30 protein-coding genes and 3 pseudogenes are annotated in these 21,637 nt (G+C 64.8%); 11 read left to right on the forward strand and 22 right to left on the reverse strand.

Translation table 11 applies throughout. The annotated features are described in order from the left end of the window. Window positions 1-110 precede the first annotated feature (110 nt). The 10 genes and pseudogenes from MVA47_RS27240 to MVA47_RS09575 form a co-directional block, all read right to left on the reverse strand. Window positions 111-796, reverse strand: a pseudogene (locus MVA47_RS27240) (DUF4192 family protein). A 294-nt stretch (window positions 797-1,090) separates the two neighbouring features. Then, window positions 1,091-1,402 carry a putative quinol monooxygenase gene (locus MVA47_RS09535; RefSeq protein ID WP_064864493.1) on the reverse strand — a complete coding sequence of 104 codons (312 nt, stop codon included), beginning with the start codon at window positions 1,400-1,402 and terminating at the stop codon, window positions 1,091-1,093. Window positions 1,403-1,445: 43 nt separating this feature from the next. Continuing rightward, the gene (locus MVA47_RS09540; RefSeq protein ID WP_247207633.1) at window positions 1,446-1,859 is read right to left on the reverse strand and encodes a heme-binding protein; all 414 of its coding nucleotides are present in this window, start codon (window positions 1,857-1,859) and stop codon (window positions 1,446-1,448) included. 79 nt (window positions 1,860-1,938) lie between these two features. Continuing rightward, a pseudogene (locus MVA47_RS09545) lies at window positions 1,939-2,178 on the reverse strand (putative quinol monooxygenase); the annotation flags it as partial. Then, entirely contained in the window at window positions 2,175-2,744 is a 570-nt protein-coding gene (locus tag MVA47_RS09550) for a type 1 glutamine amidotransferase domain-containing protein (protein ID WP_247207634.1), read from the reverse strand. The gene MVA47_RS09550 and the pseudogene MVA47_RS09545, both read right to left, overlap by 4 nt. A 1-nt stretch (window position 2,745) precedes the next feature. Next, window positions 2,746-3,912, reverse strand: coding sequence for a glutathione-independent formaldehyde dehydrogenase (locus MVA47_RS09555; protein WP_247207635.1), 1,167 nt, complete (start codon window positions 3,910-3,912; stop codon window positions 2,746-2,748). A 429-nt stretch (window positions 3,913-4,341) separates the two neighbouring features. Beyond that, entirely contained in the window at window positions 4,342-5,625 is a 1,284-nt protein-coding gene (locus tag MVA47_RS09560) for an IS256 family transposase (RefSeq protein WP_247207636.1), read from the reverse strand. A gap of 302 nt (window positions 5,626-5,927) precedes the next feature. After that, window positions 5,928-6,173 carry a hypothetical protein gene (locus tag MVA47_RS09565; RefSeq protein ID WP_247207637.1) on the reverse strand — a complete coding sequence of 82 codons (246 nt, stop codon included), beginning with the start codon at window positions 6,171-6,173 and terminating at the stop codon, window positions 5,928-5,930. A gap of 13 nt (window positions 6,174-6,186) precedes the next feature. Continuing rightward, window positions 6,187-7,034: pseudogene (gene istB / locus MVA47_RS09570) on the reverse strand (IS21-like element helper ATPase IstB). Further along, complete coding sequence (locus MVA47_RS09575) at window positions 7,031-7,270, reverse strand: hypothetical protein (RefSeq protein ID WP_374474151.1); 240 nt, start codon at window positions 7,268-7,270, stop codon at window positions 7,031-7,033. The pseudogene istB and the gene MVA47_RS09575 overlap by 4 nt, the downstream one beginning before the upstream one ends. Before the next feature lie 214 nt (window positions 7,271-7,484). Between MVA47_RS09575 and MVA47_RS09580 the strand changes: the two genes are divergently transcribed. After that, entirely contained in the window at window positions 7,485-7,988 is a 504-nt protein-coding gene (locus tag MVA47_RS09580; protein ID WP_247207638.1) for a hypothetical protein, read from the forward strand. 133 nt (window positions 7,989-8,121) lie between these two features. On the opposite strand, the gene MVA47_RS09585 is transcribed toward MVA47_RS09580, so the two are convergent. The 3 genes from MVA47_RS09585 to MVA47_RS09595 all read right to left on the reverse strand — a co-directional run bounded on the left by MVA47_RS09585 (window position 8,122) and on the right by MVA47_RS09595 (window position 9,379). Then, window positions 8,122-8,364: a hypothetical protein gene (locus tag MVA47_RS09585; RefSeq protein WP_247207639.1), complete on the reverse strand. Its 243-nt coding sequence runs from the start codon at window positions 8,362-8,364 to the stop codon at window positions 8,122-8,124. Window positions 8,365-8,422: 58 nt separating this feature from the next. Continuing rightward, complete coding sequence (locus MVA47_RS09590) at window positions 8,423-8,752, reverse strand: Lsr2 family protein (RefSeq protein ID WP_247207640.1); 330 nt, start codon at window positions 8,750-8,752, stop codon at window positions 8,423-8,425. A gap of 300 nt (window positions 8,753-9,052) precedes the next feature. After that, on the reverse strand, window positions 9,053-9,379 hold the full coding sequence (locus MVA47_RS09595) for a hypothetical protein (RefSeq protein WP_247207641.1): 327 nt from the start codon (window positions 9,377-9,379) through the stop codon (window positions 9,053-9,055). Between the two features lie 402 nt (window positions 9,380-9,781). Here MVA47_RS09595 and MVA47_RS09600 point away from each other — a divergent pair, with 402 nt between their 5' ends. Then, complete coding sequence (locus MVA47_RS09600; RefSeq protein ID WP_247210695.1) at window positions 9,782-10,126, forward strand: ImmA/IrrE family metallo-endopeptidase; 345 nt, start codon at window positions 9,782-9,784, stop codon at window positions 10,124-10,126. A 321-nt stretch (window positions 10,127-10,447) separates the two neighbouring features. Then, complete coding sequence (locus tag MVA47_RS09605) at window positions 10,448-10,741, forward strand: hypothetical protein (protein WP_247207642.1); 294 nt, start codon at window positions 10,448-10,450, stop codon at window positions 10,739-10,741. A 1,158-nt stretch (window positions 10,742-11,899) separates the two neighbouring features. Here MVA47_RS09605 and MVA47_RS09610 read toward each other — a convergent pair. The 9 genes from MVA47_RS09610 to MVA47_RS09655 form a co-directional block, all read right to left on the reverse strand. Then, window positions 11,900-12,646, reverse strand: a complete 747-nt coding sequence (locus MVA47_RS09610) for a GAF and ANTAR domain-containing protein (RefSeq protein ID WP_247207643.1) — start codon at window positions 12,644-12,646, stop codon at window positions 11,900-11,902. A gap of 196 nt (window positions 12,647-12,842) precedes the next feature. Continuing rightward, window positions 12,843-13,022 (reverse strand): hypothetical protein, encoded by a 180-nt coding sequence (locus MVA47_RS09615; RefSeq protein ID WP_247207644.1) that lies wholly within the window; start codon window positions 13,020-13,022, stop codon window positions 12,843-12,845. Beyond that, window positions 13,019-13,588 carry an alkaline shock response membrane anchor protein AmaP gene (amaP, locus tag MVA47_RS09620; protein ID WP_247207645.1) on the reverse strand — a complete coding sequence of 190 codons (570 nt, stop codon included), beginning with the start codon at window positions 13,586-13,588 and terminating at the stop codon, window positions 13,019-13,021. The genes MVA47_RS09615 and amaP overlap by 4 nt, the downstream gene beginning before the upstream one ends. After that, a complete protein-coding gene (locus MVA47_RS09625) occupies window positions 13,585-14,151 on the reverse strand; it encodes a DUF6286 domain-containing protein (protein ID WP_247207646.1) in 567 nt (188 codons plus the stop codon). The genes amaP and MVA47_RS09625 overlap by 4 nt, the downstream gene beginning before the upstream one ends. Beyond that, a complete protein-coding gene (locus MVA47_RS09630; RefSeq protein ID WP_308280522.1) occupies window positions 14,148-14,588 on the reverse strand; it encodes an Asp23/Gls24 family envelope stress response protein in 441 nt (146 codons plus the stop codon). Before MVA47_RS09630 ends, MVA47_RS09625 begins: the two co-directional genes overlap by 4 nt. After that, on the reverse strand, window positions 14,581-14,760 hold the full coding sequence (locus MVA47_RS09640; RefSeq protein ID WP_247207647.1) for a hypothetical protein: 180 nt from the start codon (window positions 14,758-14,760) through the stop codon (window positions 14,581-14,583). Before MVA47_RS09640 ends, MVA47_RS09630 begins: the two co-directional genes overlap by 8 nt. A gap of 76 nt (window positions 14,761-14,836) precedes the next feature. Further along, the gene (locus tag MVA47_RS09645; protein WP_247207648.1) at window positions 14,837-15,100 is read right to left on the reverse strand and encodes a hypothetical protein; all 264 of its coding nucleotides are present in this window, start codon (window positions 15,098-15,100) and stop codon (window positions 14,837-14,839) included. Continuing rightward, the gene (locus tag MVA47_RS09650) at window positions 15,097-15,402 is read right to left on the reverse strand and encodes an Asp23/Gls24 family envelope stress response protein (protein WP_247207649.1); all 306 of its coding nucleotides are present in this window, start codon (window positions 15,400-15,402) and stop codon (window positions 15,097-15,099) included. The genes MVA47_RS09645 and MVA47_RS09650 overlap by 4 nt, the downstream gene beginning before the upstream one ends. Before the next feature lie 71 nt (window positions 15,403-15,473). Then, window positions 15,474-15,929, reverse strand: coding sequence for an Asp23/Gls24 family envelope stress response protein (locus MVA47_RS09655; RefSeq protein WP_247207650.1), 456 nt, complete (start codon window positions 15,927-15,929; stop codon window positions 15,474-15,476). Window positions 15,930-16,105: 176 nt separating this feature from the next. Here MVA47_RS09655 and MVA47_RS09660 point away from each other — a divergent pair, with 176 nt between their 5' ends. The 8 genes from MVA47_RS09660 to MVA47_RS26710 all read left to right on the forward strand — a co-directional run bounded on the left by MVA47_RS09660 (window position 16,106) and on the right by MVA47_RS26710 (window position 21,502). Further along, entirely contained in the window at window positions 16,106-16,678 is a 573-nt protein-coding gene (locus MVA47_RS09660) for an RNA polymerase sigma factor (RefSeq protein WP_247207651.1), read from the forward strand. Next, window positions 16,675-17,127: a hypothetical protein gene (locus tag MVA47_RS09665; RefSeq protein ID WP_247207652.1), complete on the forward strand. Its 453-nt coding sequence runs from the start codon at window positions 16,675-16,677 to the stop codon at window positions 17,125-17,127. Before MVA47_RS09660 ends, MVA47_RS09665 begins: the two co-directional genes overlap by 4 nt. Window positions 17,128-17,522: 395 nt before the next feature. Then, complete coding sequence (locus MVA47_RS09670) at window positions 17,523-17,777, forward strand: PRC-barrel domain-containing protein (RefSeq protein WP_247207653.1); 255 nt, start codon at window positions 17,523-17,525, stop codon at window positions 17,775-17,777. A 146-nt stretch (window positions 17,778-17,923) separates the two neighbouring features. Further along, the gene (locus MVA47_RS09675; protein ID WP_247207654.1) at window positions 17,924-18,283 is read left to right on the forward strand and encodes a YsnF/AvaK domain-containing protein; all 360 of its coding nucleotides are present in this window, start codon (window positions 17,924-17,926) and stop codon (window positions 18,281-18,283) included. Between the two features lie 497 nt (window positions 18,284-18,780). Further along, window positions 18,781-19,578, forward strand: a complete 798-nt coding sequence (locus MVA47_RS09680) for a hypothetical protein (RefSeq protein WP_247207655.1) — start codon at window positions 18,781-18,783, stop codon at window positions 19,576-19,578. Next, window positions 19,575-20,003, forward strand: coding sequence for a phage holin family protein (locus MVA47_RS09685; protein WP_247207656.1), 429 nt, complete (start codon window positions 19,575-19,577; stop codon window positions 20,001-20,003). The genes MVA47_RS09680 and MVA47_RS09685 overlap by 4 nt, the downstream gene beginning before the upstream one ends. Then, window positions 20,000-20,623, forward strand: coding sequence for a DUF3618 domain-containing protein (locus tag MVA47_RS09690; RefSeq protein WP_247207657.1), 624 nt, complete (start codon window positions 20,000-20,002; stop codon window positions 20,621-20,623). The genes MVA47_RS09685 and MVA47_RS09690 overlap by 4 nt, the downstream gene beginning before the upstream one ends. 756 nt (window positions 20,624-21,379) lie before the next feature. Further along, on the forward strand, window positions 21,380-21,502 hold the full coding sequence (locus MVA47_RS26710) for a hypothetical protein (RefSeq protein ID WP_281504702.1): 123 nt from the start codon (window positions 21,380-21,382) through the stop codon (window positions 21,500-21,502). The last annotated feature ends 135 nt before the right edge of the window (window positions 21,503-21,637 follow it).

The raw sequence follows: 21,637 nt of genomic DNA on the forward strand, positions 1-21,637 counted from the left end.
AGTATCTGGCGGTCCCCGGCCAGGCTTGAATCACCGCTAAATCTCTCATCCGGTGGACAGGCGGAAAATTGAGAGGCTAACCGTTTGACTGATCCGGGTCGAAAGTCGGATCACGTTCGATAGGTGGGGAAGTGGCCGCCGAACAGTTCATTGACCGCCTCTGCGGTGGGGATGAGGTCGGCAAGCTGCTCGGGACGGATGCCGGCGCGGATTGCCTGGTCGAGTAGCTGGGCGAGGCGTGGCAGTTCGGTGTCCTCGGCGATGTGGTCGAGAGTCACTCCGACCATTACGCCGTTTCCGCCGAGGTAGTGGCAGGCTGCTGCGAGGGGGAGCACGTTTGCGCGGTTGGCACCGCGCAGGGGGCGGGCAAGTTCGGTGAACACGGCGGCGGCGGCGCGAGTGTCGTAGGCGGCGGTGCGCAACAGGGCGTCTCGGTATACGACGTGGCGACCGTCATCGCGGCGACCTGGGCGGAGAGCTCGCGGGGGACGTCGGTGGGCCAGTGCACCATTGCCGAGACGATGGCCTTGGCGGCAAGTTCGGGTTGCAGCTCGATGCCTTCGGTGTCGATCTCGTCGGTGGTGTCGAGGCTTGCTCGCAGATCGTCACGGGTCTGCTGGATGGGTTGCCCGTCCAGGACTCGGTTCGCTGCGGCGAAACTGTCGCGGTAGTCGCTGCTGAGGCCGCCGGTTTCGCCTGTGATCAGGTCGCGGTAGGGGGCGGGCTGGTCGCAGCGGGCGACCACGGCGCGGTGGTCGGTCTCGATGCCGTAGCGCATGAGAGCATCGCTGACCATCCGGATCACGGACGCCAGAGGTTCCCCCGACGACTGGAGAATGCGGCGGACGAGGACGACCCTGCAAACGCCCAAGCCAGCCAGGACCACTGTGTTCACAACTCATGTCATGTGCTACCTGCATTTAGACGGGTGACGACCCGGGGCAAGAGTCACGGAAGCCGCAGCCCCGAAGACGAATACGGGAACTCAGGGTCATGGTGCTGCTACAGCGAGGCGGTAGGCTTCTAGCCTGGCGTCTGCGCACGCATGGCGAGCGCCAAGTCCTGTGGCCGCCGCGGGCGGCCGCTTGCTCTATGCGGGCTGCTTCTCCGCGACGACATCGAGCTGCTCGATCACGGGCTCCTCGAAGAGCTCACCCGTTTTCTCACCGAGCGCTTTCGCGACCTCACCCGACAGGTGCGCCTGGCGCCCGTCGTCGTCGGGAAATGCGTCAAAGATCCCGAACGACGAGGGTCCGAATTGTATCGCGAACCACCGGACGGTCTTGGGCTCACCCTCTACGATTGACAGCCCCTGGTTCAAGAAGTCGCGGACTTCGTCCTCCCTGCCGGGCAGTGCTTCGAGGCGCACCAGAAGCGCTTTGCTGACCTTTGTTGTTGCCATCTTGAATCTATCCTTTGCTCGGTTTTGCGTTCTCTGGGATGGATTAGAACGCCGCTACAGCTGCCTCGGCGACCGTCTGATCCTGCTCGCCGCTACCCCCGCTCACTCCTACCGCGCCGACGACCAGGCCGTCGCGGCGCAGTGGGATGCCGCCAGCGAAGACCATGACCCTGCCATGGTTCGAGCCCTGGATGCCGTAGAACTGCTCGCCGGGCTGAGCATTTTCGGCCAGGTCCTTGGTGGCGATGTCGAAGGCGCGCGCCGTAAAGGCCTTGTTGATCGAGATGTCGACGCTGCCCACCCACGCGTTGTCCATGCGAATGTGGGAAACTAAGTTAGCACCCGCGTCGACCACCGCAATGTTGCTCGGCGACCCGATCTCTTCCGCCTTAGCCTGAGCGGCGGCGATCACGCGCTGAGCGTCCTCGAGCGATACGGATTCGAGCCTGACGGTCATGAGTACCTCCTGGTTGTGTGCCAAATGCCAATCGCGTCGACCGATGGGCTAGGGCTGTCTCGCTTAAGTTCGACGTCATGCCGGTGTTTTCGCCGAGCGCTACCGCCACGGTTCCGGACAGGTGGGCATCACGTCCGGCGTCGTCCGGAAAGACGTCGAAGATACCGAACGAGGTCGGCCCGAGGCGGATCGCGAACCACGCGGTGGTGGCCTGCTATCCCTCGACAAGCCCACGGCCGCTGTCAAGGAAGTCCCTCACCTCGTCCTCCTTCCCGGGCAACGCGTCGAACCTGACCAGCAGTCCCTTTGTCACACTCATGACGACACCTCTTCCTGTACCGAAGTGCCCGCGATTTGGGACACGATCGCGTCGCAGAACGCCGACAGATCGTCGGGCGAGCGGCTGGTGATGAGATTCTTGTCGACCACCACGTCCTGGTCGACGACGTCGGCGCCGGCGTTGCGCAGGTCCGTGCGGATGCTCGGGAAGGACGTCAGGGTGCGACCAGTGACCACACCGGCCTCGATCAACGTCCAAGGCCCGTGACAGATCGCCGCCACTGGCTTACCGCTCTCGACGAAGTCGCGGACGAACGCGACAGCGTCTTGTTCGACCCGGAGCTTGTCGGGGTTCACCGTCCCGCCCGGAAGCACCAAGGCGTCGTAATCGGCCACCGAGGCCTCGGCCACCAGCCCGTCGACGCTGAACGTCCCCGCCGGATCCAGATCGTTATCGCGGGCCTGGATCTCGCCTTCGCCGACCGAGAGGACCTCTGTCCGGGCGCCGGCCCGGTCCAGTGCCTCGCGGGGTTGCTCGAGCTCGACGCGTTCGACCCCGTCCGCGGCGAGGATCGCGACTCTCCTGCCGTGCAGATCTGCTGCCACGTCAGTTCGCCTTCTTTCCGCTGGACATACCTGGCTTGATGACGACCTTGGTCCAGCCCTCGGACCTGGCGTCGAAGTTCCTGTAGGCGTCGGCGGCCTCTTCCAGCGAGATCTCGTGGGAGACGATCCAGGACGGCTTCGCCTTGTCAGCCGCGATGAGGTCCCGGAGCCGGCGGTTGTACTTCTTGACCGGGCACTGACCGTTGCCCATGGTCTGCCCCTTGAACCAGTGGGTGCCGAAGTCGATGGCCGCCTTGCCCTGCTTGGCCAAGTCGTCCTTGGCGCCTGGATCCTGGGGGACGAACACGCCGACGGTGCCGATCCCGCCGGTGAAGCGCACCGCGTTGATGAGCATGTTCAAGGTGGCAGCCGTGTCTTCGTTGCCCTGAGGATCATGGGCCTGATAGCCCACGCACTCGCAGCCACGGTCGGCTCCGAGCCCCATCGTCTCGTCCAGCACCGCCTGCACCGGGTCGGTCTTGGAGTCGTCGATGGCGATTGCTCCGATCTGCTCGGCCAGCGCGAGCCGGTCGGGGTGGCGGTCGACCACCATGACCTTCGCGGCCCCCTTGATCGTCGCGGACAGGGCAGCCATCAGGCCCACCGGTCCGGCCCCGGCGATCACGACGCTGTCGCCCGGGATCACGCCGGCCATCTCGGTGGCGTGGTAACCGGTGGGGAAGATGTCGGAGAGCATGACGTAGTCGTTCTCCTTCTCCTGCGCATCCTCACCCAGGCGCAGCGCGTTGTGGTCGCCGAAGGGGACCCGGAGCAGCTCCGCTTGGCCTCCGCCGTACGAGCCCATGTCTGCAAATCCGTATGCCGCACCGGCGGCCGACGGGTCAGGCTGCGTGGTCAGGCAGTAATTCGTGAGACCGCGCTCGCAGTTCTTGCAGAACCCGCACGAGATGTTGAAGGGCAGCACGACCCGGTCGCCCACCTTGACCTTCTCCACGCCCTGACCGACCTCCACCACCTCCCCCATGTTCTCGTGGCCGAACGTGCGGCCCTGCTCGAAGGAGGTCCGGCCCTCATACATGTGCAGGTCCGAGCCGCAGATATTGGTCGTTGTCATCTTGACTAGCACATCGGTGGGACGTTCGATCTTCGCGTCCGGAACATCTGTGACCGCGACATCTCTGGGCCCCTGATAGACGACAGCCTTCATGCGAGTCTCCAATGGTTGTGCTTGGTGAACCTCTGACTTCCTCACACTCACACTGGGACGACGCCGCGTCAAGTGAATGGAGGCCATCATCAGGCTACGCCTCACGCCGCCCAACAATCGCCACCACCGCAACCGCCCCCGACCAGCTACCCCAAGACTCACAGTGTGAACTGAACCGCCCCAGGTTTCCCGCCGCCTCCTTTTCGAGTCGAGGAGGATGGTTGTATGGCTCCCAGAGAAGCCATACGTTGAGCAGGGTTACGCCGCATGCGATCTACTGCGTGTCGGGCACTCGGAACAAGATGTGGCCAGGGATCTGGGGGAAAAGTACAGTAGCAAGTACGGAAAGGTGCCGGAGTCGGTGCTAGAACGACATCAACGGCAGATCGCGGGGGACTATCTCGTTAACGGTGTTTCGGCCGTTTTTCATCAGTAGGTTTCTGATCCAGGCCAACGGTCCGCGAAGGTGATCGCGAAGGCGTTGAGTGCGGGCTTCCACCGTGTGATCCATCGTGCCTGACCTTTGCCGGTCGGGTCCAGCGAACGGGTCACCAGGTACAAACACTTGAGCGCGGCTTGCTCGCTCGGGAAATGGCCGCGAGCTTTGACCGCCCTCCGGTAGCGCGCATTCAGCGACTCAATAGCATTGGTAGAGCATATGACTCGACGTATCTCCGTGTCATAGTCAAGGAACGGGATGAACTCCTCCCACGCGTTGTCCCATAGCCGGATGATCGCCGGATACCGCTTGCCCCAGTTCTCGGCAAGGTCGTCGAAAGCAGCCCGCGCCGCTGCCTCACTCGGCGCGGTGTAGATCGGCTTCAGTTCCCGCTTGAGTGCGTCCCAGTGCTGACGTGCCGAGAGCCGAAAGGTGTTGCGGATCAGGTGCACCACACAGGTCTGGACCGTGGTGGCCGGCCACACATGCTCGACAACCTCCGGCAGGCCCTTGAGACCGTCGCAGACGAGAAAGAAAACGTCTTTGGTGCCACGGTTACGGATGTCAGTGAGCACGCTCATCCAGAACTTGGCGCCCTCGCCGCCCGTGCCGGCCCACAAACCAAGCACGTCGCGGCGCCCGTCCAGGCTCACCCCGATGGCCGCGTAGATCGGCCTGTTCGCGACCTGGCCGTCGCGGATCTTGACCACGATGGCATCGATGAAGATCGCGGCGTACACCTCATCGAGCGGACGTGCAGACCAATCCTGCATCTCCTCGATCACCTTGTCGGTGATCCGAGAAATCGTCTCCTTCGAGACCGATGCACCGTAGATTTCAGCGAAGTGCGCGCTGATCTCCCCAGTCGTTAACCCTTTGGCGTACAACGATAAAACGATCTCATCAACGCCGTTGAGCCGACGCTGCCGCTTCTTGACGATCTGCGGTTCGAACGTCCCTTCGCGGTCTCGGGGGACTTCGATCGGGACCTGCCCGGTGGACTCGGTCAGCACTGTTTTCGGTCGAGTGCCGTTGCGGATATTCGTTGATGCCCGATCCGGGTTGGCTTGGTTTTTGTCGTGCCCGAGATGCTCAGTCATCTCTTCGTTCAACGCCGTTTCCAGGACTGTTTTGGTGAACTGCTTGAGCAGCCCGTCCGGGCCTGTCAGCGACAGGCCCTGCTCTTTCGCCAAGCGCACGAGCTCCGCTGCCGCCGCCTCCTCGGCCGACGGTGGTGTCGATTTCTTCTTCGTCACATCATCCAGTGTCGTCATCACGGCACCCTTCTCGCCGAGCTTTCACCCAGCGTGTCGGGCCGAAACACCGATTAAGAAACACTCCCGATCGCGGCCGCCCGGAAGCATCTGTGCCCGGGTGTGTAGTTCAGATCGTCCGCAGGTCCCGATTGGAGCATTGGCTCCCGGTCTCTTCGGCCCTCGAAGTGCTCACGTTGTGACTTATCGAGGTGTGATCAGCGATCCCTTCAATTCAGTGATCGTGGCCCGCGGCTAGAGACAAAGAAAGCAGGGGCCGGGGCACTCTGAACCCGGCCCCCGCTATATCGGGTCTCAAGGGGCTAGCGGTCGATGTAGAGGCGTGCTGCGTGCCGTTTGGCGGCGGCTTGGTGCTCTTCGGCGGCGCGGAGTGTGTCGCGAAGGGATGCGAGGGCTTCGGTGATGCTCGCGATGGCTTCGGCGGGTGTCGTGGGTGCGCCGAGAGTGTCGACGGCTAGATCATCGCGTTGGGCGAGGTCACGGTAGTCGCGCTCGATGTTGACGAGGCTCAAGAAATATCCCCAGTGGTGCTCACCGAAATTCCCCACTCGTGAGGCGGTTCTACTGTAGCGGCCGGCGGATGGCTCCGGCAGCGGTCCGGTGGCTTTCTGATCGGGCGTGGTGGTCACGCAGGCGGTAGGAATCGCCGTCGAGTTTGAGGACCACCGAGCGATGCAGGAGCCTATCGAGCATGGCCGCGGCGACGGTGGTGTCGCCGAGGACTTCTCCCCATTCGGAGACGCTGCGGTTGGTGGTGATCACGATTGATGTCTTCAAATACCGTTGCGCCACAACCTGAAACAACGCGGAAGCAGCCTCAGCCGGCAACGGCAGGTACCCCAGCTCGTCGATCACCAGAAGTGTCGGTCCGGCATAAAATCGCATGCAGGTGGCCCACCGGCCCTCGATCGCAGCTTTGTGGCAGCGGGCCGCTAGATCCGCCGCGGTGGTGACGTACGTGCGGTACCCGGCGTGCACCGCAGCCCGGGCCAAGCCGACCGCCAGATGCGTCTTGCTGGTCCGGGCGGACCCATGAGCAGCACATTTGTCGCTGATTCGAGGTAGCCGCAGGTCCCGAGTTCGGCGATCAGCTGGCGATCCACACCGGGGGCAGCGTCGTAGTCGAACCCATCGAGCGTGGCTGGGGTGGGCAGGCTCGCGAACCGCAACCGGCCGGCCAGGCGCCGGGCCTGATTCTCCTCGACTTCCACGGCTAGGAGTTGTTCAAGGGTGCTGGTCATCGACCACCCCTCGCCGTGGGCCCGCTCAAGCATCCCTGGCAGAGCCTCGGCGGCCGCGTGGAGCTTGAGCACGGCGAGGTGGCGGCGCAGTTGCTGATAGACCGAGATCTCGGCCTGCGGCGCCGGCTCAGAGGCCGCGTTGGTGGTAGTCGTTTTGGTGCGGGTCATCGAAGGGTGGTCCTGTTCTGTGTGGCGCGCTCGTAGGCGCTCATGTCGATCACGGTGGCGGACTCTTCGGCCGCGGCTGCCGTACGGGAGTTGTTGTTCAGCAATAGATCTGCAGCTGCAAGTGCACTCTTACCCGGTGGGATGCGTTGTTTGCGGCGGTGCGGTGGGCCACCGGTATTGGCCGTGGCCATCGCCTCGGTATTGAGCGCGTGGACGTGGCCGTGGTCGCGGACCATCGCCCCCGACCCTTCGGCGGCGAGGCGGTGTCGGGCGATGACGATCCGCCCGCTGTGGTGGCGATATCGATGTGGGTGGCGCCACGAGTGCCCTGCGATCAGCTGTTGAGGAATGTCTCGGGGCGTGCGGCCTCTGAATGACCGATACTGTTTATGAAGCGACGTCGCCCGATCATCCATTTTGGAGCCAGGGGTGCTTAACGAAGGAGAGTGCGTGGCTGTCGCTGACGACATCACCAGAACGGGTGGCGGCGAGTTGCCGTCGGTCGGCAGGGTGGTCGTCGACCTCGCGCAGTCGGCGGTTACAGCGTGTCCGGTTGCGGACATGATGTTGGGTGAGCGGTTCGTGCAGGCCGTCGATAGGTACGTACATCACCCGGCCTCGGGCCAGGTCGAATTACGGCCTGAGGTGACTACGGTGTTGAGCGCGAAATACCCAACCCGTGTCGTGCTTAGCAAGGCCGATGGGCTCGCTCGCCAGCCGGTGGTGATGACGGTCCAACGGTCCGCGTCGCCGGACCTCATTATCTGTCACGTGGTCGATTACAGCGACAACGCTGTCTCGGGGGTCGACACTGCCGACCGGTTGGCGCATGCACGAGCCCGCGGCTCAGCTCGCATGATCACCGCGTTCGCCCGACGATTCGGAGTCGATGAGGTCACTGCGTACGCAATCTTGCAGTACGACGCCGACTGGCCGTTGTCCACGAAACGCTGACGCCGCATCGCGGTGGTGTAGCGGCAACAGACCTGAACTCTAGGAGGCAAGGTGTACCAGGTGGCGAACAAATCGGACGCAGCCGGGCTGTGCTGCTACGCGGCTTTACCCCTAGGTTTCTGCTGCTGCGTTGTTATTCGTCAGTGTCAGTGGTGAAGTCGGCTCGGTCGAGGAAGATGAGGGCACCGTTGTCGAGTGCCACCGCGTAGCGGCGAGGTCGAATGAGCGTGGTGCGGTCGAGTTTGACCGTGCCGTCGGGGAGTTCACCGAAATCTTCTGCGATAAAGCCGAAACCGCCGCCGGCGCTGGAGGACACGCGGACACGCGCTCCGACGGCGACAGGTGCCGTTCCCATGGGGCGGTCGTAGGTGGGCATCACACGATTAGATCAGACTGGATAAAGTTCGGCGATCGCTAGGCGGGCGGCCACTGGGTCAGCGGCGTTGGTTGTAGGCCGCAATCACCGATTCCGGTAATCGTCCGCGAACGTTGACGTCGTACCCGTTTGCTGTGGCCCAGGCGCTGATGGCGGCTGCGCCTGTGGCCGATGTAGCGGCAGGCCACCCGTTTGTCTTAGCGGTATTGTTCACCCGGCGTGAGGCGGTCAGGTATTTATCGATGGCCTTGCGAAATTGCGCAGCGTGCTCCGGTGAGGTGTCGAACTCGTAGTGCTTCCCGTCGAGCGCCCACCGAATGGTGACGAACTCCTCGAGCACCGCACCGTCGAGATCATCGATGAACTGCACGGTCTGCTTCTTCGCCATAGCTACTGCTGCCTCAGAACTTCGAGTTGGAAGACTAATGAATCGGCTGTGCCGACACGAAAGATCGTAACAACGCTCCATCGCTGCACGCCTATCTTCGTCCCGACCCCATGTGCCTGTGGTGGTGTGTGAACTCCGCACGACCGTGTGCCAATGGGAAGCGCCGCTAGTCGGCCCGCATCCACTTCGGCCGCTGATCAGGTCATTCAGGGCCTGATGAAGGCTGGTCGTAATCAGACGCCGCGAGCGGCTTCACCGAATCCCGGCCGTAGACGGCTGGGTAAGCGATCAGTTGAGAGGTCAGCACCCCGCCGGGTTGTCGTCTGTATCGGCGACAACCACGTTAACGGGATCGCTCGGAAAGACAGAGACAAGCAACACCTCAAACGGGCGGTCGGGCGACTGCCAGCACCACTCAAAGCTGGAATTGGGCTGTGCCTGCGCAGTGCGAAGCTGCAGCTCTTCGATCTGCTTTGGCGGAAGCCGATCTCCAATCCACTTCGTCGCGTCCTCGAACTGCCAGCCAGGCAGGTCGTACGCCGCCGTAGACGCCGTTGGCTCACCGATAGCGATCGCCTCAGGCGGCATGACAACGCCAGCTATGCCCGTATCCACTACGGCAGCCATCGGGACCTCATCTGAACCCACAACTGCCGGATCGGCCGCGTGCGTATCGCTGCCACATGCCACTAGCGATGCTGTACAGCACACACCGACTAACAATCGCTTCATAGAAGTTGAATATACTAATCAATTACTCCGCCCGTGCAGGTGGCCGGTTCGTTGCCGCCTCGATAGCCCGTGCAATGGGGCCTGCTGCGGGACACCAGGTCTTCTGCGAGGCCAAGCTGGTCCGATGCGGTCATTCCGCACGAGACCCGGCGATCGTGACAGGCCGTCAACGGGTGGTCAGTTTGGGCCGGCGAAGCCAACCCCAAAGCAAAGCTCTGGGCAGACATCGAACAGCACCCATCCCAACGCCTTACTGGCGCCGACCCCGGCGGCATCTACACCCAGATCCACAACGTGATGGCCGCCCGAGGCTGGACCATCACCCACCGCGAGCTCGACGGCCACACCAACGGCTACACTACCTGCGACGGCACCCGCCAGATCGTCATCGAAACCGCCCTAGAACCTGCCCAAACCGCGAAAACGATGATCCACGAAGCAGCCCACGCCCTGCTCCACGCCGAACTCACCCGCACCGACCGCCACCAGCTACACCGAGGCATCCGCGAAGTCGAAGCCGAATCAGTCGCCTACGTCCTGGCCGGCCTTCTCGGACTCGACACCAGCACCTACAGCATCGGCTACATAGCCGAATGGGCCGAAGCAGACACCGAGCTGGTGAGAGTGCTTCGTGCGGCGTGACTTTCGAGGTGGGGCAGGAATACCTGCTGTTCGTGACCGATGGACAAGGAATCGGTCGGGCCTTCGAAACCGGTCTGTGCCACAAACCAAGCCCCCATTGGGTGTCCGACATACGAGGGCAACTCGAACAAGTGCTGGGGCCACCCCATCCGCCTGACCTCAGCCCCGACCACAGACATCACGTGGTGGACACGGGCCACGGCCGCGGTGCCGGTGCCCCTGATGGGCCTGGCGAGTGTCGTGGTTCTCGGAGCGCTGTGGTGGACCGTCACGATCGTTCGACGACGACGCCGAACCAACCCGTAGGCCAGCATCCACTGCATGATCGTCGGTGCCATCGCGCCCGACGGCAAGGTTCATTTCGTCACTGGTTACGAAACACATTGTGCTGCAATAGGTATCAGCGACCCATGCGGGCGTCTCGTTCGCCGGCGAGCTGCAGGAGACCATGCCGGCAGCCAACACACCGATCGCGGCAACACCTACGATGATCTTGATGTGCTCATCCTTGTTGCGGATCAGCTCTTCGAACCCGCCCTCAACGACATCCTCGAGCGAAATCCTCGCGGTGACCATGCCGGCTGGCTTGATGCGACCGTCATCGAGAGCCGATAGAACACTGGGATGCACGCCCGCGAATCCTAGAGTCGACGCAAGCTTCTTTCCTCCCAGTACCAGCGAGTTCACGTCGAACGTGGCCGGCTTCTCCCAAATCGCCACATTGAACGCCGTCCCCTTCGGACGGATGCTCTCGACGGCCGTCTGCAGGGTGCTGTTTCGACTATCCCGCGCCAATCATCGAGGGCTGGGATCGAGGTACGGCAATCTGCCCTCATTGCCAGCACGAGATCCAGGTCGGACAGAGCGTGCATCACTGGCAGGATGCGCTCTGGCACACCAAACCCTGCCCATCAACCTTGTCTGATTAGGGGCAGTTTCATAGGGGCGAAGTCGACTTTCGCGATCGTCCCACGCGAACCCAGCCCGCATGGGCTCACTCGTTCGCGTTGTGTTTCGTCACTGGTGACGAAAATGATTGAGTCACAATGGGTTACGCCGATAATATAGATCAACTCGTCGTTGGCACCAAGAAGGCCAGTCGGCGGGATTTGAACCGTCCGGCCGGGGTCGACAAGGCCGGGGGAGAAGCTGGCACATCATCACGGTCCAACACCACAATACCCATTTGGGAAACTAGCGAGATTGCATATCTCCCAGGATGTTTGGTGGACGTGTCGAGTATCACCTAGGTATAGCACCCACAGCTGACATCGTGACACGTTCCGTCAGCAAGGCTTTGTTACGCTGGAGATACCTCGCTGGTTAATATGGGCTTCAGCATTTGCCGGCGGTGAAGTCGCGGACGGCTCGTTCGTAGGTGTCGAGGTGGTCGGGGGTGGCGGTGGGCCACCAGCTGGTGTGTTCTTGTGCGATGAGGAAGGCGCGGGTTTGATCGTCGGGGACGCTGGCCGCTGCTGCATCAGGTTTTCCGCCCCGATGTCTGCGGTATGCCCACTGTAGGGCCTGTCTTAGTCGTAACAGTGTCTTACAGGCCTCAGGCGTCTGGTTTAGCCCGTGAGCCAGGCGCCGCCCGCCACCGACGTATGCCGCGCGGCGGCAGTGCCGACAAGGTCTGCCGCCCCATCTCCTCTGACCAACACCAAGACAGTGCGGGGTCACTCCTGAAACACGTTGCGACGCAGCGATCACGGTCACGTACACGGGAGTCGACGTGGAAGCGGTGATGAGGTACCGGCCGTGCCTACATGGTGTTCAGGTGGTGGAGTCGGGTTTGCTCTGGGCCAGTTGTTGGGCGATCTGTGCAACGGAGACGTTGGTGTCTTGGGACAGGGTGGCCAGCAGAGCAAACGCGGCCTCGGCGTCGATGTTGAAGCGTTCCATGGTGATGCCTTTTGCTTGACCGATGGAGTCGCGTGAGGTGAGCGCGCGGTGGAACTGTTCGTATCTGCGTGCGGCGTCATACGCCAGTGCCGCGTGGGCGGCGAGGGCGTACCCGACCGATAGCGCGTCGTCGGTGATGGCGTGCGGGGCAGTGCAATACACCGTGAGCACACCCAAATTTTCGGTGTGGGTGAACAGCGGGTAGGACACCATTGCTCTGATGGGTGAGTGCGCGGCGGCGTCGGCGGCGAGGGTGGGCCACCGATCGTCGGTGCCCAGGTCGCTGACCTCGATGGTGTACTGGCCGGCGGCGGCATCAAGGCAGGGTCCTTGCCCGCTGCGCTGCTGCAGGTGATCGAACTGGGTAGCGTGTTCGTCGGTGGCTGCCAGGGTCTCGATGATGGTGCGGCCCTTGACTGTGGTGACTGCGGCCGAGGTGGCGCCGGGGATCAGCGTCAGCGCCGCGGCGACGGCGTCGTTGAGCACTGCGAGCGGCCCGGTCCGGGTTTTGGCGTGCAGGGCGCGGGCCAGGTCAGCAAGCGCAACGTGCGCCGCCTCGGTGCCGTGGTCGCCGCCGGCGGTGGGCACAACACCCTCACTCGTGGAGGCTGATGTCATGACGGTGTCCTTGTCGTTTTCGTCGCTCATCGGCGTAGCTGAGTAGCCCAAGTATGGATGTCTGCTAGCCTCGTGTGTACTAGTGATCCCCCCAGGGCGCGGGTCGCGGTTGACCCGGAAGCGGTTGCAGCACAGCACATTGTGGGGTACGCCCCGGAGCGAGGGGCCCGGAGAGGCTTGCGTGGTCGGGCGGGGTTTATGCCGCCGGGTCCTCGGTGGGGTAGGTGTCTGGTTCATGTTCATGTTTCTCGCGGCGCTGGCGTGCGCGGGCGAGGTGGACGGGCACCGGTAGTTCGAGATCGGCGGGGTTGTTTGTGGTCGCCTGTGTCTGCGCGGGGTCGCGGGCGGGTGGGGTGTGCGGCGGGGTGTTCTTCATGCGACGCGGCGGGCGGCGCCGGCGGAGGTGTCGATGCGCACGGTGGTGCGCGTGGCTAGGGTCGGGTCGCCGGTGGCGCGGGCGAGGTCGGCGCAGACCGCGTCGATGGCGTCGGTCAGCTCGGACAGGTTCTCCTCTGCGGCGACTGACACGGTCAGGTCCAGGGTGCGGGTGCCCCGGTCGATGACGGCTTTGCCTTTCGCGGAGCGGACATCTGGTCGCTGGGCGAGGGCGTAGGCGGCGGCGTCGACCACAGCTGTGAGGTCCACGGTGATGGTGCCGCGATCGTCCGCGTCGTGCAGCGGCAGGGGTTTGGTTTTGGCTGCCGGGGTGTGGGTGAGCAGCCATCGCACGCCGATGATCACGAGCAGGACTCCGGCGCCGGCCACGGCCCAGGGCCACCACGGTTGCGAGGTGGCGCTCATCAGCGGCGCGGCGGTGATGCGGTCAGGGAAGCCGGAGGACAGGGTGGTGTTCCAGATCAGGGCGCCGGCGCCGACCGCGATCACCAGCAGCCCGATCAGGGCGGCGGCAATGCGGTCCAGGGTGCTTGCTGTGCGGGTCACCGTTCGGCCTTTCGTACGCGGACAACAACGTTCGGTTCATTCGCCAGAACCTGAGCGACCGAGGTGCGCACGGCGTGTTGGGTCTGTGCGGCGATGTCGGGGTTGGCGGGATCGGTGGTGTGGGCGGTGATGACCAGGGTGCGGCGGGTGGCCCGCGAGGTTGCCTCGAGCACGCCGGGAACCCGGTGGGCGGTCGCCGAGGCGGCCCGGGCGAGATCGGCGGGTCTGATCCAGACCGCCGACCGGGCATCGAGTTGTAGCGCTGTGGTGCGACGCGGCCGCACCGCGCTGTACAGCATCCAAGCGCCCAGGAGCACCAGCGCGATACCGGCGGCGATCATCCAGCCGGTGAACTCGAGCCCATCGATCCAGTCGATGGCGGCGTCGATCCACAACGGGCCGCCCAGCCAGCCGGCGGCGATGCACGCATCGCGCATCGCTATGCATCCGGCGGCGATGAGCAGCACCGCGAGCAGCGCCCCGATGTATCCGGCGGCCGGCGGCGCCGCGGGCGCTCGCCCCGCAGCCGGCATGGTCTGCGAGTCGGTGGTGTCGGTACTCATTGCACCCGCCTAATCGGTGCTGTGTCGTCGACCGAGAGGACGCGGGTGATGGCCACATCGACGGCGTCGACGTGCAGACCGGCGAACTGTTCGAGGGCGTCGGCGACGTTGTCTTGCAGCCGGCGTGCGACCTCGGGCAGGGCGCACGGCCAGGCCGCGGCGACCTCGAGGTGGGCGCGGACCCGGTCTCCGGCGATGACCACCCGTACCCGCGGCAGGTCCCGGCCGGTGAGCTTGTCGAGTCCGCCGGCGTGGGCTTCGATGTCGGGACTGTCCAGGGCGGCGCGTTCGGCTACCCGTTGAGCGACTTTATCGCGCACCACCAGCCGGCCCCGCTGGCCTGGTTCGGTGGCCTGCGGCGCCGCGCCGGCGGGGGCGGTGCTCGCAGGTGCGGACTCGGGTTCGGGGTCGGTAAGGGTGGCGCCGCGGCTATCCACGGCCGCGCCCCCGCAGCAGAGCGGACAGGTCGAGTTCGCCGTCGCGCTGGCCGCCGAGGAGGTACCCGGCAACGCCCAGGACCAGGGCGATCAGAAAACCGGTGAAGCCGCCGGCTGCGGCGGCGACACCGAGCAGCAGCCCAGCAATCAGGCCGAGTGACGAGGTGGTCATAAAAACCTCCGTAAAAGGGATCGGTATGCGGCACCGGTGGGTGCGGCGAAGGGGTTGGGGTGAACCGTGTGGTCGGTCAGATGTCGACGTAGCGGCGCCGCCGGCGGGATCGAAGGCGGGTGCGGTGGATCCACCGGCGCAGCGGCCTGCGACGGCGGTGAAAAACGGTGACCGTCGATGCGGGTCGAGCGGCCCGGGAGGGCCCGAGGAGGGTGTCGATGTCGGCGAAGGCGGCTATCAGCTCGGCCGGGTCACCACCCCGATCGGGATGCGAACGGCGAGCGGCCGCCCGCCGGGCGGCAGCCCGACTGCTGTAGGTGGCCCACTCGCGCTCGGTCATCTCTTCGCGCCTTCACCCTCACCGACTGGGACGACATCTTCGACGGTCACATTCACCGCACCGTCGTGCACAGCGCTCACGGCCCGCCGTATCGCCGCGGCAGTGTCACGGATCGGCGCGCCGATCCGCACACTGACATGGACATCGATGGCGCCCGCGTCGGCAATCCGCACTCCGGGCACCCGGCGGCCGGGCAGGTAGGTCGCGACCTCACCGAACATTCCGGCGTGCAGCCCGGCAACACCAGGCACTGCGGTGACCACGGCGGCGATCTGATCGACCTGTGCCTCGGTGCTCGTCATGTGCCTGGGTCCTTGTGCCGGGTCACGCTGTTCGGCGATCTCAGGCGAGCCACCGAACGGGTGGGTGGGGCTCATTCCACGCGCGCGGGGGTATCAGCGCTGTCGCTGTCGTCGTCGAGGTGCACATCGTGGACGGTGATGTTGACCTCGGTGACCTCAAGGCCGGTCATCCGTTCGATGGCGGCGATGGTGTTGCGGCGGATACCTGCGGCGAGATCGGCGATGGAGACGCCGTAGTCGGCGACGATGTCGATGTCGATGGCGGCCTGCTTCTCACCGACTTCCACCGACACTCCCTGGGCGTGATTGACGCTCGCGCCGGGAATCCGTTCGCGCAGCGCGCCAACCGCCCGCGTCGCACCGCCGCCCAGGCTGTACACCCCGTTGACCTCGCGGGCGGAGATGCCGGCGATCTTCGAGACCACCGTGTCCGCGATCGATGTCTTGCCCTCGGAGGTCAGGAGCGCCGACTCACTATCGGGGGTCTTGACTGGACTGGTCGAGCTGGCTTGCTGCGTGCTGGTCATGGACTGCCTCTTTCTGGTGCGAATGTCTACGAACTGCAGTCGCGCCAGCTGCCAGAAACCGAACGTCTCAGATGGGTGATCTACGTCACATAACTGGGCGGTGGTGTGCCCGGTTTCGATTTGGGGCATGCCTGCTCGACGGGGATCGTTCGCGGCGGGACGGGAGTGGTGTGCACGTGTACGACCGGACCGACCTTGCACTCACCGATGCCGGTGATGACGTGTTGCGGCAGGCGGCCCGGCTCGGTGACCGCGAAGCGTTCGAGGTGCTGGTTCACCGCTACGGTCCGGCCCTGTACCGGTACGGGGTGCAGATGCTGGCCAACGACGCCGACGTCGCGGACGCTGTGCAGGAGACGTTCATCGCCGCCTGGCGACAGCTCGACACGTTCCGCGGCGAGTCTTCGCTCAAGACGTGGCTGTTTTCGATCTGCTCCCGCAAAATTGTCGACACCTATCGGCTCAAACATGCCGCACCGATCAACGACGAGCTGCTGGCCGCGGTCCCCGACACCGACGCCGCTCGTGACCCCTTCCTCGCGGCCGCGGGCGGGGAGTTCTTGCGCGCCCTGGACGCGGCCCTGACCGAACTGCCCGTGCGTCAACGCGCGGCATGGATAATGCATGAGGTCGAGGCAATGACGTTTCCCGAGATCGGCGCGGCGCTACGGCTCAGTCCGGACGCCGCGCGCGGGCAGCACCATCGAGCAACCAGCAACTTGAAAGTGCGACTGCGGAGGTGGCAATGACAAAACCCGACCCGATCCTCGACCGCGCCGCCGCCATCTTGCGATCCACACCCGACCCCGGGTGGGATGCGGCCAGCGAGAAGATCATCGCTGCCGTGCGCGCCGCCCCCCGCCACGGCTGGCCCCTGCGCAGCGCCACCCCACCAGGCCCGCCCGGCGAAGGCTCGGTCTACATCACCGACCACGTCCTGCGCTCGACGGTGGCCCGCGAACTGCGCCGCACCTACCTGTGCCAGCCCACCGCCATCGACATCGACTTCCACGGCACCGAACTACGCGCACTGACCATCCACGTCACTGGCAGCTACGGCGCACACCTACGCACCCTGGCCGAGCGCATCCGCGCCACCACCGCCGACATCATCACCGACCTCTACGCCCACCACGGCGCCACCGCACGCGCCCACATCGACATCATCATCACCGACGTCGCCGTCGGAGACCCCTGACCCCCGAGACACCACACAACTCAGCCAGGCAGACGAAATAAGCGCTGGTGCAGCATTTTCCGTTCGTTCACCCGTAGTAAACGCGCCATTCCGGCCCACCCACGTTCTGAAGGGGCCGCACAACGAGGCGAAGAAGAGCACACGCATGAGGCAGGGTCTGCACGGGGCGTGCGCGGTTCCGGACGCTGCCTCCCGCTCACGTACGCAGGCCTAAAAGTCTGAGCAACAACAGCTTTGAGTGGTCGTGCGGCGTCGTCAGGGGTGCTGGGCAGTTCTATGTCCGCATCTCAGGAAAGCATGTTTGCCCGCGTCAGACCGCGGGCACCCTGCACATGATGCGAATTGCTGTAACCCACGGCGCTCATCTTCACAGTCTTCATGGCAAGGAGCCCCTCATGAGCATCACCACCCAGCAAGCGAACGCCCTGACCTCCGCCGGTGGCAACGTCGTGTCCACCGGAGGCACCAAAATCGGCAACATCGGCCAGATCTACCTCGACTACGCCACCGATCAACCGTCCTGGGTCACCGTCAAAACCGGGCTGTTCGGCACCTCAGAATCATTCGTCCCCTTGGCCGCAGCCACCGTCGAGGGCGATGACATCTCCGTGGACTACGACAAGGACACCATCAAAGACGCCCCCGGGTAGAACCTGACGGCAACCTTTCACCGCAGGAAGAGAACCGTCTGTACGAGCACTACGGCCTGAGCGCACCCACCGCCGACCACACCGACACCTCGCAAGATGCAGGGGTCGTCGGACATGACACCTCCGGGCCCACCACCGACGACGCTATGACCGTCTCGGAGGAAAAGCTCCGGGTCGGAACCACCCAACAAGAAACCGGCCGAGCCCGGCTGCGCAAGTACGTCGTCACCGAAAACGTCACCACCACAGTCCCGGTCAGCCACGAAGAGGTTCGTATCGAACGCGAACCCATCACCGATGCCAACCGCGGCGCCGCCCATGACGGACCCGCCATCAGCGAAGAAGAACACGAAGTCGTCCTACACAGCGAAGTGCCCGTCGTCGCCAAAGACGTCGAAGCCGTCGAACGGGTCCGACTCAACACCGAAACAATCTCTGAGGAAGCCACCGTCACCGACGAAGTCCGCAAAGAACGCGTCGAACTCGACGACGACACCACAAAATAGTCCGACCACCGTTCGCTACAGCCAGCCGCCGCTCCCGCGCTCCACGCCGGGGCGGCGGCTCGCCGCGTACCGGGGTCAATCGCACACCACGCCAGGCCCAACAACGCGATGAACACTCGAGCCGCAGGGATTTCACACACCCGTTCCTTGCATCGAAAAACTAATCACGACTACCGGCTGCATCCCGCCCCAACAATGAACGACAACTGCGTGCCGGTCGCAGCGGTGCTTGCACCGAGCGGACCCCACCACTGCATCACAGAGCGACCGCCGCACGCCATCGATAAACTGACCGGTCCCCGGCAGGTGCCTCAGCGGATTGCGCTACCACTGACATCTGTTCGGCAACAACGTAACTGACGACCACAGCCCACGGCGCCGCCTAGTGGCCAGGCCCCCTCATGCATGGGTTCTACGAAGCGGGGTACTCGCCTGTCAGGTCGAAGCCACCGGCCTGCTGTCCGCGCGATCGCCGAATCCGAATGCGAGTTGTTCTCATGACCACTTCTAGTGGAGTTCCGTTCCCCGATCACAGCACGCCCCCACCCACTGCGCCGTCCAGCACGGGCGCCGATTCGTCGACCACCGGTGTCGCCAAGGAGCAGGCGGGTGCGGTTGCTGGTACCGCCACCGATGCCGGCAAGCATGTGGCGAACGTGGCCGGCGATCAGGCCCAGCAGGTGGCCGGCGAAGTGAAAACCCAGGCCCAGGATCTGATCGGCCAGACCCGTGAGGAACTGACCACCCAGGCCGCGGCGCAGCAACAACGCGTCGCCGGCGGCCTGCGGGCCTTGTCCGATGAGTTCAGCTCCATGGCCGATGGCTCCGAGAACCCCGGTATCGCCACCGATCTCACCCGCCAGGCCTCCCAGCACGCCCACACCGTCGCCTCCTGGCTCGAGGACCGCGAACCCGGCCAGGTCCTCGACGAGGTCACCCGCTTCGCCCGCCGCAAACCCGGCACCTTCTTAGCTTTGGCTGCCGGCGCCGGCCTGCTCGCCGGACGCCTGGGCCGCGGCCTCACCGCCGCCAACAGCGATGGCGACACCACCGGTTCGGGTCCGCGTGCTGTCGCTGCGCCGCCGCACGCTGAGGACACCCCGACTGCACCCCTGCCGCCGCTGCAGACCCCGGCCGCCGGGTATGCGGCACCACCGGCGGGATACGCCACCGGACAACACGCGACCGGGGCCGGAGGAACCGGCGGACCGGTGGACTCGCCGTACACGGTGCCGCCCGCCTCGACCCCGCAACCGGGATACCCGACCCATCCGGCCCCGGGCGCGGCGCGATGACCATCCCGCCCCCACCCCAGCCGCACACCCACAGCGAAAACGACCCCCCATCGCTGGGCGAGTTACTGTCCAATGTCAGCGAAGACCTGTCCGTTCTGGTCCGCCAGGAACTCGCCTTGGCCAAAGCCGAAGCCACCCAGACCGCCCGCCGCGTCGGCACCGGATCCGGCATGCTCGTCGGCGCCGCCGTCGCCGGCTATTTCGTGCTGCTGTTCCTCTCGGTCGCGCTGTGGGCCGCTCTGGGCAGCGCGATCGGGCACGGCTGGTCCGCACTGATCGTCGTACTCGTGTGGGCGATCATCGGCGCCGTCCTCGCTGTCCTGGGCCGCTCGGCGCTACGCACAGCTAAGGGTCTGCCCCAGACCACCGACACCGTCACCAAAATTCCCGGCGCTCTGGCGCCGCATCCTCAGGAGAAGCCATGACCACCAGTAGTTCCGATCCCGACCAGATCCGCGCCGACATCGAACGCACCCGCGCCACCTTGAGCTCGGACGTCAACACCCTGGCCTATGAAGCCAACCCGACGACGATGGCCAAACGCAAAGTCGGCCGCGCCGCCAGCACCCTCGGTAGCGTCCGCGACAAAGTGATGGGCTCAGCCACCGACACCGCCCAGAGCACCTCCGGCGCAACGAGTTCGGCGATGGCCTCGGTCTCCGAAACGGCCCAGTCCGCCAGCGACGCGGTGCAATCGGCGCCGGGCGCAGTCAAAGCCCAGACCCAGGGCAACCCGCTCGCCGCCGGGCTGATCGCGTTCGGCGCCGGGCTGCTCGTGTCGGCGCTGATCCCGGCCAGTGACCGCGAACAGCAGGCCGCTGCCGCTTTGCAGGACAAAGCGCAGCCGTTGACCGACGAAGTGACCGACATCGCCAAGCAAACCGCCCAGAAGCTGCAGCAACCGGCGCAGGAGGCGGCGGCCGCGATCAAGGACACCGCGACCGACGCCGCCGCAACGGTCAAGGACGAAGGAACCTCAGCGGCCCAGGACGTGCAAACCCACGCCCAGGACGCGACCACCACCGTCGCCGACCAGCAACGCTAACCACCCGGGGCTACGGCAACGACACCCGAACAAGGTGTCGTTGCCGCAGCTCGTCGGAACTTGCCCCGCTGCGGAAGGTGTTGATACTTCATGTGGTTCGCCGGGTCCGACTGGAAGCCGTCTATTCGGTGTTACCGGGCGTGGCGTCCGGCGGCGCGGGCAGGCCGGCGGCGACCGCGTCCGCTGCATTCAACTGCCGACAGGCATCCAAGATCACCGGGCGGTGCACGGGAAGGCGTTAAATGCTGCCCGCCGCGTGCAGCAGGTTTCTGCTACCAGTCGCCGTCCTCGCGGAACGAGACCGGCGCCCGCCGACCGCCTCGACACCTATGTTCGCGCGGTCCGCGACTACGCGGCCGGAAAATGCTGACCACTTGCACCGACCCTACTAAACAGCGGTGCGTCTCACTCCGATAGTCGTGTCGGAAACAGCCATAGCGACACCTGACGGCGCCGTGCCCTGCGCGGGTCGCGCCGCGAAAACGATATTGCGCGGCCGCACAGCGACCCCATGCGCGCGATCACGGCACCCACCGCCTCTCCATGGCCCTGCCCTCGGTCAGCACACCATGCTCGTTGATCGCCATATCCACCACGGGCCACCCGTGTGCAGACGGCATTAAGATGCAAGGACTACATCGTCTAGATGAATTCTGGACGATTGGCGCTGACGGGTACACAAACACCGGCATAATGAACAGCGTGATGTTTTTAGAATCGCCGAGGCGCCTGCACACGGGAACACCCAGGCGACGTGTGCGGCCGACGACGGCCTCGTCGCCGTTCACTCCCGTCGGCGGTGATCTGGCGATGTTGCTGACCCTCCCGGCACTCATGGGCACCATGGTCGGCCTCGCGATGCTGACCGAACTGCAATAAGTCGAACCCGGTTACTGTCCTTAGCTCAATCCTCTTGTCGGGCGACAGATGACTCGCCCGGCGATCTCCAGGCACGCGACGGGCCGGACCGTGCGCGCGAGGAATGTCATGTGGCGGATGTGGGCGCGGATAGGG

Source organism: Williamsia sp. DF01-3 (assembly GCF_023051145.1).
In the GTDB taxonomy this organism is placed as follows: domain Bacteria; phylum Actinomycetota; class Actinomycetes; order Mycobacteriales; family Mycobacteriaceae; genus Williamsia.

Excerpts from the sequence above, each read along its gene's own strand:
- MVA47_RS09650 (WP_247207649.1), bottom strand. The coding sequence starts at position 15,402 with ATGACGAGCACCGAGGCACAGGTCGATCAGATCGCCGCCGTGGTCACC.
- MVA47_RS09665 (WP_247207652.1), top strand. The coding sequence starts at position 16,675 with ATGACAAAACCCGACCCGATCCTCGACCGCGCCGCCGCCATCTTGCGA.
- MVA47_RS09690 (WP_247207657.1), top strand. The coding sequence starts at position 20,000 with ATGACCACCAGTAGTTCCGATCCCGACCAGATCCGCGCCGACATCGAA.
- MVA47_RS09610 (WP_247207643.1), bottom strand. The coding sequence starts at position 12,646 with ATGACATCAGCCTCCACGAGTGAGGGTGTTGTGCCCACCGCCGGCGGC.
- MVA47_RS09560 (WP_247207636.1), bottom strand. The coding sequence starts at position 5,625 with ATGACGACACTGGATGATGTGACGAAGAAGAAATCGACACCACCGTCG.
- MVA47_RS09600 (WP_247210695.1), top strand. The coding sequence starts at position 9,782 with ATGGCCGCCCGAGGCTGGACCATCACCCACCGCGAGCTCGACGGCCAC.
- MVA47_RS09590 (WP_247207640.1), bottom strand. The coding sequence starts at position 8,752 with ATGGCGAAGAAGCAGACCGTGCAGTTCATCGATGATCTCGACGGTGCG.
- MVA47_RS09575 (WP_374474151.1), bottom strand. The coding sequence starts at position 7,270 with ATGGTCCGCGACCACGGCCACGTCCACGCGCTCAATACCGAGGCGATG.
- MVA47_RS09585 (WP_247207639.1), bottom strand. The coding sequence starts at position 8,364 with ATGCCCACCTACGACCGCCCCATGGGAACGGCACCTGTCGCCGTCGGA.
- MVA47_RS09625 (WP_247207646.1), bottom strand. The coding sequence starts at position 14,151 with ATGAGTACCGACACCACCGACTCGCAGACCATGCCGGCTGCGGGGCGA.
- MVA47_RS09535 (WP_064864493.1), bottom strand. The coding sequence starts at position 1,402 with ATGGCAACAACAAAGGTCAGCAAAGCGCTTCTGGTGCGCCTCGAAGCA.
- MVA47_RS09645 (WP_247207648.1), bottom strand. The coding sequence starts at position 15,100 with ATGACCGAGCGCGAGTGGGCCACCTACAGCAGTCGGGCTGCCGCCCGG.
- MVA47_RS09605 (WP_247207642.1), top strand. The coding sequence starts at position 10,448 with ATGATCGTCGGTGCCATCGCGCCCGACGGCAAGGTTCATTTCGTCACT.
- MVA47_RS09670 (WP_247207653.1), top strand. The coding sequence starts at position 17,523 with ATGAGCATCACCACCCAGCAAGCGAACGCCCTGACCTCCGCCGGTGGC.
- MVA47_RS09595 (WP_247207641.1), bottom strand. The coding sequence starts at position 9,379 with ATGGCTGCCGTAGTGGATACGGGCATAGCTGGCGTTGTCATGCCGCCT.
- MVA47_RS09640 (WP_247207647.1), bottom strand. The coding sequence starts at position 14,760 with ATGACCACCTCGTCACTCGGCCTGATTGCTGGGCTGCTGCTCGGTGTC.
- MVA47_RS09540 (WP_247207633.1), bottom strand. The coding sequence starts at position 1,859 with ATGACCGTCAGGCTCGAATCCGTATCGCTCGAGGACGCTCAGCGCGTG.
- MVA47_RS09555 (WP_247207635.1), bottom strand. The coding sequence starts at position 3,912 with ATGAAGGCTGTCGTCTATCAGGGGCCCAGAGATGTCGCGGTCACAGAT.
- MVA47_RS09680 (WP_247207655.1), top strand. The coding sequence starts at position 18,781 with ATGACCACTTCTAGTGGAGTTCCGTTCCCCGATCACAGCACGCCCCCA.
- MVA47_RS09685 (WP_247207656.1), top strand. The coding sequence starts at position 19,575 with ATGACCATCCCGCCCCCACCCCAGCCGCACACCCACAGCGAAAACGAC.
- MVA47_RS09615 (WP_247207644.1), bottom strand. The coding sequence starts at position 13,022 with ATGAAGAACACCCCGCCGCACACCCCACCCGCCCGCGACCCCGCGCAG.
- MVA47_RS09675 (WP_247207654.1), top strand. The coding sequence starts at position 17,924 with ATGACCGTCTCGGAGGAAAAGCTCCGGGTCGGAACCACCCAACAAGAA.
- MVA47_RS09655 (WP_247207650.1), bottom strand. The coding sequence starts at position 15,929 with ATGACCAGCACGCAGCAAGCCAGCTCGACCAGTCCAGTCAAGACCCCC.